The sequence below is a fragment of the Rhodococcus sp. NPDC060090 genome, assembly GCF_042729855.1.
In the GTDB taxonomy this organism is placed as follows: Bacteria; Actinomycetota; Actinomycetes; order Mycobacteriales; family Mycobacteriaceae; genus Rhodococcus.
The window spans coordinates 121,291-136,772 of the sequence record NZ_JBHWXB010000014.1; the positions used below are offsets into that span (position 1 = coordinate 121,291).

13 protein-coding genes are annotated in these 15,482 nt (G+C 66.6%); 10 read left to right on the forward strand and 3 right to left on the reverse strand.

Annotated features, from left to right (window positions below):
- Window positions 1–41: 41 nt before the first annotated feature.
- Window positions 42–1,553 carry a class I adenylate-forming enzyme family protein gene (locus ACFWCF_RS19640; RefSeq protein WP_378564809.1) on the reverse strand — a complete coding sequence of 504 codons (1,512 nt, stop codon included), beginning with the start codon at window positions 1,551–1,553 and terminating at the stop codon, window positions 42–44.
- A gap of 102 nt (window positions 1,554–1,655) precedes the next feature.
- Between ACFWCF_RS19640 and ACFWCF_RS19645 the strand changes: the two genes are divergently transcribed.
- The 3 genes from ACFWCF_RS19645 to ACFWCF_RS19655 are packed head-to-tail and all read left to right on the forward strand — an operon-like array spanning window position 1,656 to window position 4,890.
- Window positions 1,656–2,858, forward strand: coding sequence for a CaiB/BaiF CoA transferase family protein (locus tag ACFWCF_RS19645; RefSeq protein WP_378564812.1), 1,203 nt, complete (start codon window positions 1,656–1,658; stop codon window positions 2,856–2,858).
- The gene (locus tag ACFWCF_RS19650; protein WP_378564815.1) at window positions 2,855–4,123 is read left to right on the forward strand and encodes an acetyl-CoA hydrolase/transferase family protein; all 1,269 of its coding nucleotides are present in this window, start codon (window positions 2,855–2,857) and stop codon (window positions 4,121–4,123) included. Before ACFWCF_RS19645 ends, ACFWCF_RS19650 begins: the two co-directional genes overlap by 4 nt.
- The gene (locus ACFWCF_RS19655; RefSeq protein WP_378564818.1) at window positions 4,123–4,890 is read left to right on the forward strand and encodes an enoyl-CoA hydratase/isomerase family protein; all 768 of its coding nucleotides are present in this window, start codon (window positions 4,123–4,125) and stop codon (window positions 4,888–4,890) included. The genes ACFWCF_RS19650 and ACFWCF_RS19655 overlap by 1 nt, the downstream gene beginning before the upstream one ends.
- A 92-nt stretch (window positions 4,891–4,982) precedes the next feature.
- On the opposite strand, the gene ACFWCF_RS19660 is transcribed toward ACFWCF_RS19655, so the two are convergent.
- A complete protein-coding gene (locus ACFWCF_RS19660) occupies window positions 4,983–5,228 on the reverse strand; it encodes a DUF2631 domain-containing protein (protein WP_378564821.1) in 246 nt (81 codons plus the stop codon).
- 188 nt (window positions 5,229–5,416) lie between these two features.
- On the opposite strand from ACFWCF_RS19660, the gene dxr reads away from it, so the two are divergent.
- From dxr to ACFWCF_RS19685, 5 genes are all read left to right on the forward strand, one after another.
- Window positions 5,417–6,538 (forward strand): 1-deoxy-D-xylulose-5-phosphate reductoisomerase, encoded by a 1,122-nt coding sequence (dxr, locus tag ACFWCF_RS19665; RefSeq protein ID WP_378564991.1) that lies wholly within the window; start codon window positions 5,417–5,419, stop codon window positions 6,536–6,538.
- A gap of 15 nt (window positions 6,539–6,553) precedes the next feature.
- The gene (locus ACFWCF_RS19670) at window positions 6,554–7,774 is read left to right on the forward strand and encodes a M50 family metallopeptidase (RefSeq protein WP_378564824.1); all 1,221 of its coding nucleotides are present in this window, start codon (window positions 6,554–6,556) and stop codon (window positions 7,772–7,774) included.
- Window positions 7,775–7,819: 45 nt separating this feature from the next.
- Window positions 7,820–8,971 (forward strand): flavodoxin-dependent (E)-4-hydroxy-3-methylbut-2-enyl-diphosphate synthase, encoded by a 1,152-nt coding sequence (ispG, locus tag ACFWCF_RS19675; protein WP_378564827.1) that lies wholly within the window; start codon window positions 7,820–7,822, stop codon window positions 8,969–8,971.
- Between the two features lie 123 nt (window positions 8,972–9,094).
- Window positions 9,095–9,931: a GNAT family N-acetyltransferase gene (locus ACFWCF_RS19680; RefSeq protein ID WP_378492657.1), complete on the forward strand. Its 837-nt coding sequence runs from the start codon at window positions 9,095–9,097 to the stop codon at window positions 9,929–9,931.
- Between the two features lie 115 nt (window positions 9,932–10,046).
- Window positions 10,047–11,882 (forward strand): penicillin-binding transpeptidase domain-containing protein, encoded by a 1,836-nt coding sequence (locus ACFWCF_RS19685; protein ID WP_378564830.1) that lies wholly within the window; start codon window positions 10,047–10,049, stop codon window positions 11,880–11,882.
- A 25-nt stretch (window positions 11,883–11,907) separates the two neighbouring features.
- On the opposite strand, the gene ACFWCF_RS19690 is transcribed toward ACFWCF_RS19685, so the two are convergent.
- Window positions 11,908–12,765 (reverse strand): response regulator transcription factor, encoded by an 858-nt coding sequence (locus tag ACFWCF_RS19690; protein ID WP_378564832.1) that lies wholly within the window; start codon window positions 12,763–12,765, stop codon window positions 11,908–11,910.
- A gap of 114 nt (window positions 12,766–12,879) precedes the next feature.
- Between ACFWCF_RS19690 and ACFWCF_RS19695 the strand changes: the two genes are divergently transcribed.
- Complete coding sequence (locus ACFWCF_RS19695; RefSeq protein WP_378564835.1) at window positions 12,880–14,505, forward strand: AMP-binding protein; 1,626 nt, start codon at window positions 12,880–12,882, stop codon at window positions 14,503–14,505.
- Between the two features lie 36 nt (window positions 14,506–14,541).
- Entirely contained in the window at window positions 14,542–15,399 is an 858-nt protein-coding gene (gene map / locus ACFWCF_RS19700; protein ID WP_378564838.1) for a type I methionyl aminopeptidase, read from the forward strand.
- Window positions 15,400–15,482 lie beyond the last annotated feature (83 nt).

The following is a 15,482-nucleotide window of genomic DNA, read 5'->3' on the forward strand; positions in this document are numbered from 1 at the left end:
GACGAATTCTTGCAGAGGGGCAGGGGCTGAGGGCGGGGCCTTCAGATCGCGTCGGACCGACGATGCGTGTCGATGAGATCGGGGAGTCCGGCGCGCTGGATCTTGCCCATCGCATTGACGGGCAGGGCATCCACCCGGGTCCAGACCTCGGGAACCTTGTATGGCGAGAGCTCGCGGCGACATAGTTCGGTGAGCGAATCGAAATCGGGTTGCTCGAGCGGACTTTCGATCACCGCGGCGACTCGTTGCCCGAGTCGGTCGTCGGGGATCGGATACACGGCGACCTTGGCAACGTCCGGGTGGGTGCCGATGACCCGTTCGACTTCGAGAGGGTAGACGTTGGCGCCGCCCCGGATGATGACCAGTTTCTTGCGGTCCAGCACGGTCAGACTGCCGTGCTCGTCGACGGTTCCGATGTCGCCGGTGGCAACGGGTCCGGGCTCCGGCGGGCGAATGGCGCCGTTCTCCAGATATCCGAGCAACGGTGTCCACACATTCGCCCACGGGCCGGTGCTCGCCGCGGTCAGCTGCAGCTCACCCAGCTCACCAGGGGGGAGGCGTTGACCCGCGTCGTCGTAGGCGGCCACATCGAGATGTGGGAGGACCGTTCCGCTGGAGCGTGGCTGCCACTCGTCACCGACGGGGTCGATCGACACGACGGTGGGTGCCTCGGTCAGGCCGTAGGTGACGCGGGGGTTCAGGTGGTGTGCGTCGGCGAACGCTCGGCGCAATGCATCGGGGGTGTCGCTACCGCCGCTCCAGACCTCGCGGAGCGAGCCGAGGTCGAGGTCGGGACGTGCGGCGAGATCGTAGAGCTGCGCGGGAGCGCCGTTCCACACGGTGACCTTCCTCGTGGTGATCCACTCGGAGACGCCCTCGAGATCGCGTCGGTTCATCACCACCGCGCATCCGCCTGCCTGCGCGGTGAGCAGGGTGGACAGGACCATGAGGTTGAGGATCGTGAACGGGAAGCTGTCGCCTTTGCGCAGATCCGGGCCGTACCCCCGGGTGGCGACGAGGACCGCGCCGGGCAACAGGAGATTGCGCTGACTGTGGACCACCGCCTTGGGTGTGCCGGAAGTGCCGCTGGTGAAGGCGATTCCAGCGGGCGCATCGATGTCGAGTTCGAGCGTGGGTGCTCGATCTCCGCGGTCGATCAGTTCTGCCCACCTGTCCGGATCCACGCGGCCAGGGGTGTTCAGCGCGAAGTGTTCACCGGCGAGCACCACCGTCGGGGTGCAGAGGTCGTGGAGGTGCTGCTGCTCGGCGGCGGGGAGTGCTTCGCCGATTCCGGCCCATACCGCTCCGATTCGTTGTGCGCCGTGGAAGGCCGCCACGATGTCCAGATCGTTGGGGAGACATGCGGCGACGCGATCGCCGGGACGCACGCCGAGCGACCACAGTGCGCCGGCGGCGCATCGTGCCCTGTCGTCGAGTTCCGAGTACGACCAGATGCCCGAAGCGGCTTCGACGGCGGGAGCATTCGGGCGTTCTGCGAGCGCCACGTCGAGGACCTTGTCGATCGTTGCCGGTATGGCGTTGTTTTCGTCCACCCACCAGTCATACCACTATCCTTGTAAAGATTCATCTGATAGTTTTGCTCGACCCGGAGGGATGCGCATCCGGGACTTCCGACCGACGCAGCGAGGTTGTCGATGAAACACCCAGGCCCCTTGTCCGGAGTGCGTGTCGTCGATCTGACGGCGATGGTGATGGGTCCCTATTGCACCCAGATCATGGCGGATATGGGAGCCGACGTCGTCAAGATCGAACCGCCGGCCGGCGACAACACTCGATACATCTCGGTCGGACCGGAACCGGGCATGGGCGGCGTCTTCGTCAACGTCAACCGAGGCAAACGCAGCGTCGTCCTCGACCTTCGATCCGACGAGGGTGCAGCGACCCTGCGCGAACTGATCGCCGACGCCGACGTGTTCATCCACTCGATGCGCGCTACCGCGATCGTCCGCCTCGGATTCGGGTACGACGAGGTGGCAGCACTCAATCCGTCGATCGTGTACACGAATTGCTACGGGTACGGCCGTGGCGGTCCCGACTCGAATCTCACCGCGTACGACGACACCATCCAGGCCGCATGCGGATTGCCCTCCGCCCAGGAGCAGCTGACGGGCGAATCCGGCTACGTCGGCACCATCATCGCCGACAAGGTCGCCGGGATGACTGCTCTGTACGCCACCATGATGGCCCTGTTCCATCGTGAACGAACAGGGGAGGGTCAAGAGGTCGAGGTCGCCATGTTCGAGACCATGGCGGCCTTCATGCTCGTCGAACACGGCAACGGGGCGATGTTCACGCCGCCGCTGGGCCCGGCGGTGTATCCCCGCGTGGTGGCCCCCAATCGGAAGCCGTACCGCACCAAGGACGGCCGGATCGCGGCCCTCGTCTACAACGACAAGCAATGGGCCGCATTCGTCGATGCCGTGAATCCACCCTGGGCAGGCGAACATTTTGCGACGCTCGCTCAACGCGCCGTCCGCATCGACGAGGTCTACCAGCTCCTCGCCGAGACTTTTCTCGAACGCACGACGCAGGACTGGCTCGACCTCCTGCGCTCCCATGACATCCCTGCGGCTCCCGTCCGCACGCTCGACGAGCTGTTCGAGAACCCTCACCTCGAGGAGGTCGGATTCTTCGAGGAGGTCGAATCGCCCTACGGCATGGTGCGATTTCCCGGTCCTCCGGCCTGGTTCTCGCGCACACCCGGACGCATCTCGAGGCCCGCACCCAGGCTCGGCGCGGATACCGACGAGGTCATCGGCGGCCTTGGTGTCCCCGCCGCGGCGAGCCGCGAAATTTACACCGCGGCGAGCCGCGAGACCATCGAGCGTGACGCGTGAATGTCCTTGCCGCACCGGACATCGACGTCCGCGAATTCCTACGCCCCGGCGACCGCATCGTCATCGGGCAGGCCTGCGGCGAACCCACGACCCTCATCGAAGCCCTCATCGCGCAGGGCGACGAGATCGGCGGCTTGACGGCGTTCGTCGCGACCAGCTTCTCCGGGATCTTCCGCCCTGAGACGGCGGACAGTGTCAGGTTGTCGAGCATGGGTGCGATCGGCGCGCTGCGGTCGATGACGAAGGCCCAGTGTCTCGACGTCATTCCGTGCCACGTCAGCCAGGTCGGGCCGATGATCGAATCCGGGGTCCTCGGGTGCGATGTGACTTTCGTTCAGGTGAGTGAAGCCGACGCGGACGGGAACCACAGCTACGGATTGATCAGCGACTATGTGCAGGCTGCGGTGGACACGGCACGTGTCGTGGTCGCGGAGGTCAACGATCAGGTGCCGTTCACACGAGGCCTGATGCTTCCTGCGTCGAAGATCGACTACGCCGTGCACACCTCACGGCCGCCGGTCGAAGTGCCCGCGGCCCGCATCAGCGACATCGACGCAGCGATCGCGCGACACGCCGCCGACTACATCGGCGACGGTTCGGTCATCCAGATGGGAGTCGGCGCGGTCCCCGACGCGCTGCTACGCCTGCTTGCCGACCGCAAGGATCTCGGCGTCCATTCCGGGATGCTGGGGGACGGCCTTGTCGATCTCGTCGAAGCTGGTGCAGTGACCAACGCGCGCAAGCGAATCGACAAGGGGGTGTCCATCACCGGTGCGCTCATCGGTACCCGGCGACTCTACGATTTCGCGCGCGACAACCCGCAGATCAGGATGTGCCCCACCTCGTATACCCACGACGCGGCAGTGCTCGCGCAATTGGATCGACTCGTCACGATCAACTCGGCGATGGAGGTGGACCTGACGGGCCAGGTCAACGCGGAACAGGTCGGCGACGCCTATCTCGGTGGGACCGGAGGTCAGGTGGATTTCGTGCGCGCGGGATCATGGTCTCGGGGCGGCCACGCCATCATGGCCCTGCCTGCCACCGCGAAGCGTGGCACGCTCAGCCGGATCACCGCGACCTTGTCGGGCCCGGTCACCACTGCGCGCAGCGACGTGGACGTGATCGTCACCGAATTCGGTGCGGCAGACCTTCGCGGCCGCTCGCTCGCCGAACGAGCCCGGCGACTGATCGCCATTGCCCACCCCGACTTCAGAGAAGACCTGGCGCGTGACGCCTACACGATCGAAAGGCGAGGATTCTGATGAGCGACGCCGTACTGTTCGATACTCGCGACGACGGCATCGCGATCATCACTCTCAACCGCCCGGAGAAGCGGAACTGCCTCACCAAGGACGTGCGTGAGGGTTTGTACGCCGCGTGGGAACGGTTCGAAACCGACCCGACGCTGCGCGTTGCCGTCCTCACCGGATCGGGCGACAAGGCGTTCTGCGCGGGCGGCGACCTCGGGGAAATGGTGCAGACCGCTATGCGAGTGCCGCCTCGTGACTTGATCCCCGTGCCGTACGACAATGTCGAGCTGACCAAACCGACCATCGCGGCGATCAATGGTGTCGCGTTCGCCGGCGGCTGGCTGATCGCCCAGTCGTGCGATCTGGCCGTTGCGAGTACCACCGCTACCTTCGCGGTGACCGAGGTGAAGGTGGGGAGGAGTTCGCCGTGGGCGGCGCCTCTGATCCACATGATCCCGCAGCGGATCATGATGGAGATCCTGCTCACCGGCACACCGATCACGGCGCAGCGCGCCTACGAGATCGGGCTGGTCAACCGGATCTCGGAGCCGGCCACGCTGCTCGACACTGCGCTCGAACTCGCGCGCGAGATCCTGGCGGGCGCGCCCCTGTCGGTGAGAGCGGCACGGGAGACGGTGATGCTCGCCACGGAAATGGGCCGGTCGGCAGCATTGCAGGCTGCGCGGCACGCATCCGAACACTGCTACAACAGCGACGACGCCCAGGAAGGTCCGAGGGCCTTCGCCGAGCGGCGCGCGCCCGAGTGGTCGGCGCGCTGACAGGAGCTATTTCGGAGACGACAACACCCGGGGTGCATGTTCGTGCACCTCGGGTGTTCGTGTAGTCGCGTCCGTCTCGGACGGGCCCGGATCTACCGGGGCTTGCGGCGCCTGAAGATATCGCGAACCAGGAGGAGGATGATCACGGCTGCGAAGCCGATCAGGTACAGGTTCTCGACCCATCCGCTGTGGTTGCCGATCATCATCAGCAGCAGGAACACTGCGAAGCCCCAACCCAGGGCGCGGAACAGCCGCGGAGCTTCACCGCTCCATCCCCACTCGGCCGACGGCACTTCTGCCGTGTCGACGTGAGTGGACTGCAACTCGGTACCGGCCACCGTTGTTCCTCCTGCTCGCCAGATGCTGGTGTTGCCGCTAATCGTGACATACGACCGTCCGTCGTACGAAGTGGGGGCCGCACTCCGCGCGTCGGATTCGTCCCGGTCCGCCACCGCTTCACGAAACTCTCAGCCGCATCAGGAACAATGTGTGCGTGGCCGACACAGAAACCTTTGATCGCACGCGGGTGTTGCTTCTCGGCAGCACCGGCTCCATCGGAACCCAGGCGCTCGAGGTGATTGCTGCGAACCCCGACAAGTTCGAGGTAGTCGGCCTCGCGGCCGGCGGCGGAAAGATCGACCTGCTGCAGGAGCAGATCCGCGCGACCGGCGTCACGGACATCGCGGTCTCCGATCCGGCCGCGGCATCCCGACTCGACCTTCCCGTCCGGAGCGGACCTGACGCGGTCACCCGGCTCGTGCAGGAGACCGATGCGGACGTCGTCCTCAATGCATTGGTCGGCTCGCTCGGGCTCGCACCGACACTGGCCGCCCTCTCGACCGGCGCACGACTGGCGCTCGCCAACAAGGAATCGCTTGTCGCGGGCGGGGGACTGGTGACTGCGGCGGCAGCGCCCGGGCAGATCGTGCCCGTGGACTCCGAACACTCCGCGCTCGCACAATGTCTGCGCGGAGGAACCGGCGACGAGGTCGCTCGGCTCGTGCTCACCGCGTCGGGCGGGCCGTTCCGCGGATGGACTGCCGCGCAGCTCGACTCCGTCACCCCGGACCAGGCGGGTGCGCACCCGACGTGGTCGATGGGACCGATGAACACGCTCAACTCTGCGTCGCTCGTCAACAAGGGCCTCGAGCTCATCGAAACGCACCTGCTGTTCGGGATCGACTACGACCGCATCGACGTCACGGTGCACCCGCAGTCGATCGTGCACTCGATGGTCACCTTCGTCGACGGGTCGACCCTCGCGCAGGCGTCGCCTCCGTCGATGAAGCTACCGATCGCGCTGGCGCTCGGCTGGCCCCATCGGGTCGCGGACGCGGCGCCGTCGCTCGACTTCGCGACGGCGTCCACGTGGCATTTCGAGCCCGTCGACAACGATGTATTTCCCGCAATCGACCTTGCCCGGGCGGCCGGGCGGGGCGGCGGTTGCCTGACCGCGGTGTACAACGCGGCCAACGAGGTGGCGGCCGAGGCGTTCTTGGGCGGCGCGCTCTCGTTCCCGCGGATCGTCGGTACTGTGGACGCGGTGCTCAGCGACGCCGACGAGTGGTCGGCCGAACCCGCTACCGTTGACGATGTGCTCGCTGCCGACAGCTGGGCCCGTGAACGGGCCCGCACACTCGTCAAGTAGGAGGATCGGCCACACATGCTGTTCGTATTGGGCGTCGTGCTCTTCGCCCTCGGCATCGCCGTCTCCATCGCCTTGCACGAGGCCGGTCACATGTGGACCGCACAGAAACTCGGGATGAAGGTCCGCCGCTACTACATCGGCTTCGGACCCCGCGTGTTCTCCTTCCGGCGCGGAGAGACCGAATACGGCCTCAAGGCGATCCCGGCCGGCGGATTCTGCGACATCGCCGGGATGACTGCACTCGACGAACTCACCCCCGATGAGTACGACCGCGCGATGTACAAGCAGAAGACGTGGAAACGCCTGGTCGTCATGTCCGGCGGCATCGCCATGAACTTCCTGCTCGGCATCGTGCTGATCTACACGCTCGCGGTTGCGTCGGGACTGCCCAACACCGAGACACGGGCTGCGGTCGGTACCGTGGACTGCGCTGCTCCGACCCAGGCGGGGGAGGAAGGCGGCTTTGCACCCGCCGACTGCGAGGGCATCGGGCCCGCACAGGCCGCGGGAATCGAGCCCGGCGACATCATCGTCCAAGTGGGCGACACACAGGTCGAGACATTCCGCGATCTCGTTCAGGCCACCCAGGCGCTGTCCGGCACGGTCGGGTTCACCGTCGAACGCGGCGACGAGACCCTCACGTTCCCGGTCGCGGTCCAGCAGGTGCAGCGCTGGGTGTACGAGAGCAGCGCGTCCGACGCGGAGCCCGTCTCGCGGGAGGTCGGTGCGATCGGTGTCGGCGGCGAGCCCGGCGAGTTCGAGTACACGCCCCTGTCCGCGATTCCCGCGACGTTCGAGTTCACCGGTTTCCTCGCGGCGCGCACCGCAGAGGCCCTGGTGTCGTTGCCGTCGAAGGTGTCGGATCTGTGGACCGCGGTGACCGGTGGTGAACGTGCGATCGACACCCCGGTGAGTGTCGTCGGCGCCAGCGTGATCGGCGGTCAGTTCGCCGAAGCCGGCATCTGGCAGGCGTTCGTGCTGCTGCTCGCGCAGCTGAACTTCTTCCTCGGCGCGTTCAACCTGCTGCCGCTGCTGCCCCTCGACGGCGGGCACATGGCTGTCACGATCTACGAGAAGATCCGCAACTGGGCCCGCGGTCTGCGCGGCATGCCGGTCGGTGCGCCCGTCGACTACATGAAACTGTTGCCACTGACCTATGTCGTAGTGGTCATCGGCGGTGCGTTCATGGTGCTCACTCTCACAGCAGACATCGTCAACCCCATCCAGCTGTTCTGACCTGCGCCGGTAGAATCGCGCAGTAGCTACGAAAGAAGGCGAACTGTGACCAGCCCCGTTGGATTGGGCATGCCCGAAATTCCCGCCGTCCTCGCGCCGCGCCGTAAGACGCGACAGCTCATGGTCGGTGGCGTGGGTGTCGGCAGCGACCATCCCGTCTCGGTGCAGTCGATGTGCACCACCAAGACCCACGACATCAACGCGACCTTGCAGCAGATCGCAGAACTCACCGCCGCCGGATGCGACATCGTCCGTGTCGCGTGCCCCCGGCAGGAGGACGCCGACGCTCTCGCGACCATCGCGAAGAAGAGTCAGATCCCGGTCATCGCCGACATCCATTTCCAGCCCCGATACATCTTCGCCGCGATCGATGCCGGATGTGCCGCGGTGCGTGTCAACCCCGGCAACATCAAGGAGTTCGACGGCCGCGTCGAGGAGGTCGCCAAGGCGGCCGGCGCTGCGGGCATCCCGATCCGCATCGGTGTCAACGCAGGCTCGCTCGACCCGCGGATCATGGCCAAGTACGGCAAGGCGACACCCGAGGCGCTCGTCGAATCGGCATTGTGGGAAGCGGGCCTGTTCGAACAGCACGGCTTCGGCGACATCAAGATCTCCGTCAAACACAACGACCCCGTCGTCATGGTCGAGGCCTACCGTCAGCTCGCGGCCCAGTCCGATTACCCGCTCCACCTCGGCGTCACCGAGGCCGGTCCGGCGTTCCAGGGCACCATCAAATCGGCCGTCGCGTTCGGTGCGCTGCTGTCGGAGGGCATCGGCGACACGATCCGAGTGTCGTTGTCGGCACCACCGGCCGAGGAGATCAAGGTCGGCGGTCAGATCCTGCAGTCGCTGAATCTGCGACCGCGCAAGCTCGAGATCGTTTCGTGCCCGTCGTGCGGTCGCGCCCAGGTCGACGTCTACAAACTTGCCGACGAAGTCACCGCGGGTCTCGAAGGCATGGAGGTCCCGCTGCGTGTCGCGGTGATGGGGTGTGTCGTCAACGGACCCGGCGAAGCACGCGAGGCCGACCTCGGCGTTGCCTCCGGCAACGGCAAGGGACAGATCTTCGTCAAGGGGAAGGTGATCAAGACCGTTCCCGAGGCACAGATCGTCGAAACCCTCATCGAAGAAGCGATGCGGATCGCGGAGGAGATGGAAGGCGCCGGAGCGGGATCTCCGACCGTGTCGATCTCCTGAGAGCAATGGGGCGCGTGTGGCGTCTGTAGTGCTCTCGGACTCGTGGAATGAGACACGATTTCCCCGACGGCGTGACACATGGCACTCTGATTTCGTATCGGCTTGTCGACGGGTGGTGAGCGAGTGCTCAAGCTTCTTGGTGTCCGGTCGCTGGGAGGCCGCGACACGGTCGCGGTACAACGGGTACTCGCCCGCGACCCCGTGGCATCGTGCATGGTCGCCGGGCGTGTGGAGGAGTACGGACTCGACCACCGCTCGTTCGGCGGTGAGATGTGGAGTCGCGGCGGCCCCGACCAATCGTTGTGTTTCTCGGGTGCGAACCTGATTCCGCTCCTCGGCGATCCGGACGACATCCATGCGTTCGCCGAACGGGCCGCGCGCGGCCCCCGGCTGTGCTCCTCGGTGGTGGGCCGCGCCGAGTACGCACTCCCGATGTGGGAACTGCTGGAGCCGACGTGGGGCCCGCCGCGTGAGGTGCGCGCGGAGCAACCGCTGCTCGTCCTCGACCGTGAGCCACTCATCGAACCCGATTCACGCGTGCGGCGCGTCCGGCCAGAGGAACTCGACCGGTATCTGCCCGCAGCGATCGCCATGTTCATCGAGGAGGTCGGAATCGATCCGCGGTCCGGCGACGGGGGAGCGAGCTACCGGCGTCGTGTTGCGAGCCTCATCGCTGCCGGGCGTGCCTGGGCGCGATTCGAACGTGGCCGTGTCGTGTTCAAGGCCGAGGTCGGATCGGTGTCGTCGGCCGTGGGACAGATCCAAGGTGTCTGGGTGGACCCGGAACTGCGCGGTCAGGGTCTCGGCACAGCCGGCACCGCCGCGGTCGCCGTGTCGGTCACCGCGAGCGGTCGTCTCCCGAGCCTGTACGTGAACAGCTTCAACGTGCGGGCGCGTGCCGCCTACGCACGTGCAGGCTTCCGAGAGGTGGCGACCTTCTCCACGGTGCTCCTGGACTGAAGAGGCGCTGGACTGAAGAGGCGCCTGGACTGAAGAGGCTCCGCTCCTGAACCGGTGTCGCCGCCGACGCGGCGCCTGAGTCGAATCCCGGCCTCGAGCCCTTACGATTGCGGCGATGAGACCCCGACCCGTTCCGTGGTGCCGTGCCGCGGGGAGATCCGCGGCCGCCGTGACCGCGCTGCTGATGCTCCTCGGGCTCGTTGTCGCCTGCACCCCGCGGCCCGCGGGCCCGGAACCGGCGGCTCAGATCTTCCTGAATGCCTTCGCCGAGCAGGATTTTGCTGCCGCAGCCGCCCACACCGACCGGCCGGACGATGCCGAGGCGTCGCTCATCCAGGTCTGGGACGGACTGCAAGCGGAATCGCTGACGGCGATCACGACGGGAGCCCAGTTCGACGGTGACTCCGCCGTTGTCGACTACAGCTACGAATGGCACCTCCCCAAGGACCGGGTGTGGCAGTACACCGGGCGACTGCACATGGGTCGCAGCGGTGAGGAGTGGGTGGTGCGCTGGTCGAAATCCGCGGTGCACCCTCAGCTCGGTGACCGCCAGACGATGTACCTGCGGAGTGAACCTGCACCCCGGGCTCGGGTCAACGAGCATGCGGGAAGCGACGTACTCGTGCCGGGCATCGTGTACGGCATCGCGTTCGACGCATCCTGGAGCCCCGACATTCCGGCTGCCGCGCGGTCGCTGTCGGCCGCGCTGTCGCAGTTCGACAAATCCCTGACGGCGCAGTCGATCGCCGAGTCCGTGACGGCTGCGGACGGGCCGCGCGCGGTCGTACGCCTTCGTGAAGAGGACTACGACCTCGTCGCCGGTGCACTGTCGTCGATTGCGGGTGTCGTCGTCACCGAACAGGCCGACATGATCCCCACCGACCGTACTTTCGCCCCGGACCTGATCGGCCAGGTCAAGAAGACCGTCATCGACCAGGTGGATGGCACTGCCGGCTGGAATGTGGTGCTGGTCAACCAGTACGGCGTCGAAACGGGTGTTCTCACCGAGACCGCACCGCAACCGGTGCCGTCATTTTCCATCAGCCTCGACCGTCCGATTCAGGTCGCTGCCCAAGCGGCGGTGGACGGCCGTGTCGAACAGGCGATGATGGTGGTCGTCGAGGCCTCGACCGGGGCCGTGCTCGCCGTCGCTCAGAACCAGGCGGCCGACAAGGACGGCCCGGTTGCCCTCATGGGTCAGTACCCCCCGGGCTCGACCTTCAAGATCATCACCTCGGGTGCTGCGATCTCGAACGGACTCGCGACCCCGGAGACGATGGTGCCGTGTCCCGGACGGATCACGATCGGCGAGCGCAGCGTTCCCAACTACAACGAGTTCGCGCTCGGCACGGTCTCGATGGCCACCGCATTCGCGCGCTCGTGCAACACGACCTACGCCAAGCTCGCGTCAGAGATGGAGCCCGACGCACTCACCGTCGCCGCCGCCCAGTTCGGTATCGGCGTCGACTACGACGTGGTGGGCATGCCGACGGACTCGGGTTCCGTGCCTCCCGCAGAGGATCTCGTCGAACGCACCGAGGACGGATTCGGGCAGGGCAAGGTGGTCGTCAGCCCGTTCGGGATGGCGCTCGCGGCGGCGACGGTCTCGAGCGGTCGTACCCCGGTCCCGTACCTCATCCAGGGCAGGGAGACAGTCCGGGAGGGTGAGGCACCGCCGATCTCCGCCGAGGTGGTCGACGGATTGCGCGGCATGATGCGCCTGGTCATCACGAGCGGCACAGCCGACCGGATCCGCGACCAGGGAGACGTGTACGGCAAGACCGGTGAGGCCGAGGTCGAGGGCGGGTCGCACTCATGGTTCGTCGGCTACCGCGGTGACCTCGCGTTCGCGACACTCGTGGTCCGCGGTGGGAGCTCGGACAACGCGGTGGGCCTCACACGCGACATGTTCGCCGCGCTGCCTGCCGAGTACCGCTCGGACGGAGCATGACCGTAATGCGGTGTGCGCAGCACGGTCAGGGCAGCAGACCCAGCTTTCTCGCGACCGTGACTGCTTCGTGGCGGGAATGCACGTCGAGTTTGTTCATGGTGCTGCGCAGGTAGCTCTTGACGGTCTCGGACCCTACCGCCAAACGCCGGGCGATCTCGGCGTTGGTGCATCCCAATGCCACATAGGACAGGACGTCCGTCTCGCGCGTCGACAACGTGACCTCGGTATCCGACGGTGTTTTCCCGACGAGGGCCGACGCGAGACGGTCGGACAGGGCTCTGAGCTGTTGCTGCAGTTCGGCATCGTCGATGTTCTGTGCCAGGGCGCGCAACTCCGCGTGGACCTCGCGCACCTCGGTGGTGGCGATCGGTTCCTTCGTGTCGGAGGTGAGGTAACCGAACATCGCGACTCGCCGGTCCACCTCGTCACGCACCGTGATCTCGCTCGCCAGCCGTGTCGCGGCGTGAACGAAAGCGCTCACGGCCCGATCTCCGAACTGAATTCGCTCCCGTACCGCGCCGTACAACACTGCGCGGGCGACACCGCCGACCACGACCGGCACTGCCAGGATCGACCGCAGCCCCTCACCGAGTACGGGACGGTCGAAGTGGTGGGTGATCGACGAGGCGCTCCCGTAGTCGGCGACGGTCACGGGACGTGCCTCGTCGAGAGCGCGGCCGCCGAGACCCGCGCGGGGCGGCACGACCACACCCGCCAGACCGTTCGTCCGGGTGCCGAGGAACTCGCTCAGGTGCAGGTGTCCGCTCTTCACCTCACCGGCGAAGACGACAGGCACCTGTGCGTGCGAGGCGGTTCGGCGCAGCTCACTCCGCAGAGCGTCGCCGTCTCGGGGACGAAGCAGGGACGAGGCAGCGGTGGACACGGTCGGCCACCCCTTTCCGGGGGTATCGGGAGATTCCTGTGACAGGGATCATAGGCCGTGTCAGGGTCGAGTGGGCCCGGGCCCCAGACCGATGCGCGACGAGAGGACGGACCGATGGCCGACACGGCGACCCGTGTGCAGGAACTTCTGGACCGCTACGACACAGCCGACGCCACCGCAGCCCGTCTGCTGTGCGACGACCATCCTGCCGACGCGGTGGCGTTCACGGTGATCGACGCCGATCTCGGATCGATCGACCTGACGTACGGCCACCTGTCCGAACGGTCGGCGCGGTTCGCGACGGCACTTGCCGATCTCGGTGTGGAACCGGGAGATCACGTGGCGACCCTGATGGGGAAGTCTTCGGACCTGGTCGTTGCGCTGCTCGGTATCTGGCGCCGCGGTGCCGTCCACGTACCGTTGTTCACCGCGTTCGCGCCGCCCGCGATCGCATTCAGGCTCGGCGCGAGCGGCGCGAAGATCGTCGTCGCGGACGGTGATCAGGTGGGCAAGCTCGCTCCCGGCGACGACATCCCCGGCGATGCGTCGTGGCAGGTCATCGTGGCCGGTGAGGGTGAGGGCGTCGGCCTGAACTTCGCGGACCTCGTCGACTCTCACGCCGCCGACGATCCGCGAGGTGCGGCGGTGTCGGTGGGCGGCGACGGAGGGCTCGTCCAGCTCTTCACGTCGGGCACCACCGGCACTCCCAAGGGCGTCCCGGTGCCGGTCAAGGCATTGGCGTCGTTTCACGCCTACCTCGAGTTCGGTCTCGACGTCCGTGAGGACGACGTGTTCTGGAATGCTGCCGACCCGGGTTGGGCATACGGGCTGTACTACGCGCTGCTCGGCCCGTTGGCGGCCGGCCGGCGCAGCCTGTTGTTGCACGCCGGCTTCTCTCCGGCGCTCACCTGGCAGGTTCTCGACAAATTCGGCGTCACCAACTTCGCGGCGGCCCCGACGGTGTATCGGTCGCTTCGCGCCGACTCCGCCCCGCACGCTCGGATCCACCTGCGGCGGGCATCGTCGGCGGGGGAGCCGCTGACCCCCGACGTGCTGGCCTGGTCGCGCGACACGCTCGGTGTGGTGGTGCGCGACCAGTACGGGCAGACCGAGCACGGCATGTTCGTCGTCGACGCGTGGGCCGACGGGCTGCGCGGGGACGTGCCGGAGCGGTCGATGGGCAGGCCACTGCCAGGATGGAGCTGCGCCGTCCTGCGAGACGACAGCGACGACGTCGCGGAAGCAGGCGAACTCGGCCGGGTCGCGATCGATGTCCGGAACAGCCCGCTGGTCTGGTTCGCGGGATACGTCGACGCACCCGACAAGACGGCGACCCGATTCACCGACGACGGACGCTGGTACCTGACCGGCGACGCCGGCAAGGTCGACGAGAACGGCTTCTACTTCTTCTCGTCGCGCGACGACGACGTCATCATCATGGCCGGCTACCGGATCGGGCCCTTCGACGTCGAATCTGTGCTGGTCATGCATCCCGACGTGGTGGAGGCGGCGGTCGTCGGACTACCCGACGAATTGCGCGGCGAAGTGCTCGAAGCGTTCGTCGTCCTCCGCGACGGAGTGGACGGCGACGATGCGCTCGAAGCGGACCTGCAACAGCTGGTGAAGAAGAAGTTCGCGGCACACGCCTACCCGCGCGCCGTCCACTTCGTCCCGCACCTTCCCAAGACTCCGAGCGGTAAGGTGCAGCGGTTCCTGCTGCGGCAGGACCGGACCACCTGAACGGGACGGTGGGGCGCGGAGACTAACCTGGAGGCCATGTCTACCCGCGCCCCGCTCGTCCCCGGAACCCCGACCCCGATCCGTGAGGTCCCCAAGTCCATCGAGCGCCCCGAGTACGTCTGGAAGCCCACGGCGAACGAGGGCAACGAGCCGTGGGTGCAGACACCCGAGACGATCGAGAAGATGCGCATCGCGTCGAAGATCGCGGCGCAGGCGCTCGTCGAGGCGGGTAATGCTGTGGCTCCGGGGGTGACGACCGACGAGATCGATCGCATCGCGCACGAGTTCATGTGCGATCACGGGTCGTACCCGTCCGATCTGGGTTACCGCGGATTCTCGAAGTCGGTGTGCGTGTCGCTCAACGAGGTGATCTGCCACGGAATTCCGGACACCACCGTGATCGAGGACGGCGACATCGTCAACATCGATGTGACCGCTTATATCCACGGTGTGCACGGCGACACCAATGCGACCTTCCTCGCGGGTGATGTGTCGGAGGAGGCGCGCCTGCTCGTCGAACGCACTCGCGAAGCGACGATGCGCGCGATCAAGGCGGTCAAGCCCGGCCGGGCGCTGAACGTCATCGGGCGGGTCATCGAGTCGTACGCCAATCGGTTCGGTTACGGCGTGGTGCGCGACTTCACCGGTCACGGAATCGGCGAGACCTTCCACAACGGCCTGGTGATCCTGCACTACGACCGCCCCGACATCGACACGATCCTCGAGCCGGGCATGGTGTTCACGATCGAGCCGATGATCAATCTCGGCACGCCCGACTACGACATCTGGGACGACGGATGGACCGTGGTCACCAAGGACCGCAAGTGGAGTGCCCAGTTCGAGCACACACTCGTCGTCACCGAGACCGGAAGCGAGATCCTTACCCTCCCCTGACTGTCCATTGCTGTCCCCGTAAGTGTGCGCGGACGAGTGGGGGAGTCACCGTCGAACCACCACGGACGGGATGCAATGCCCGA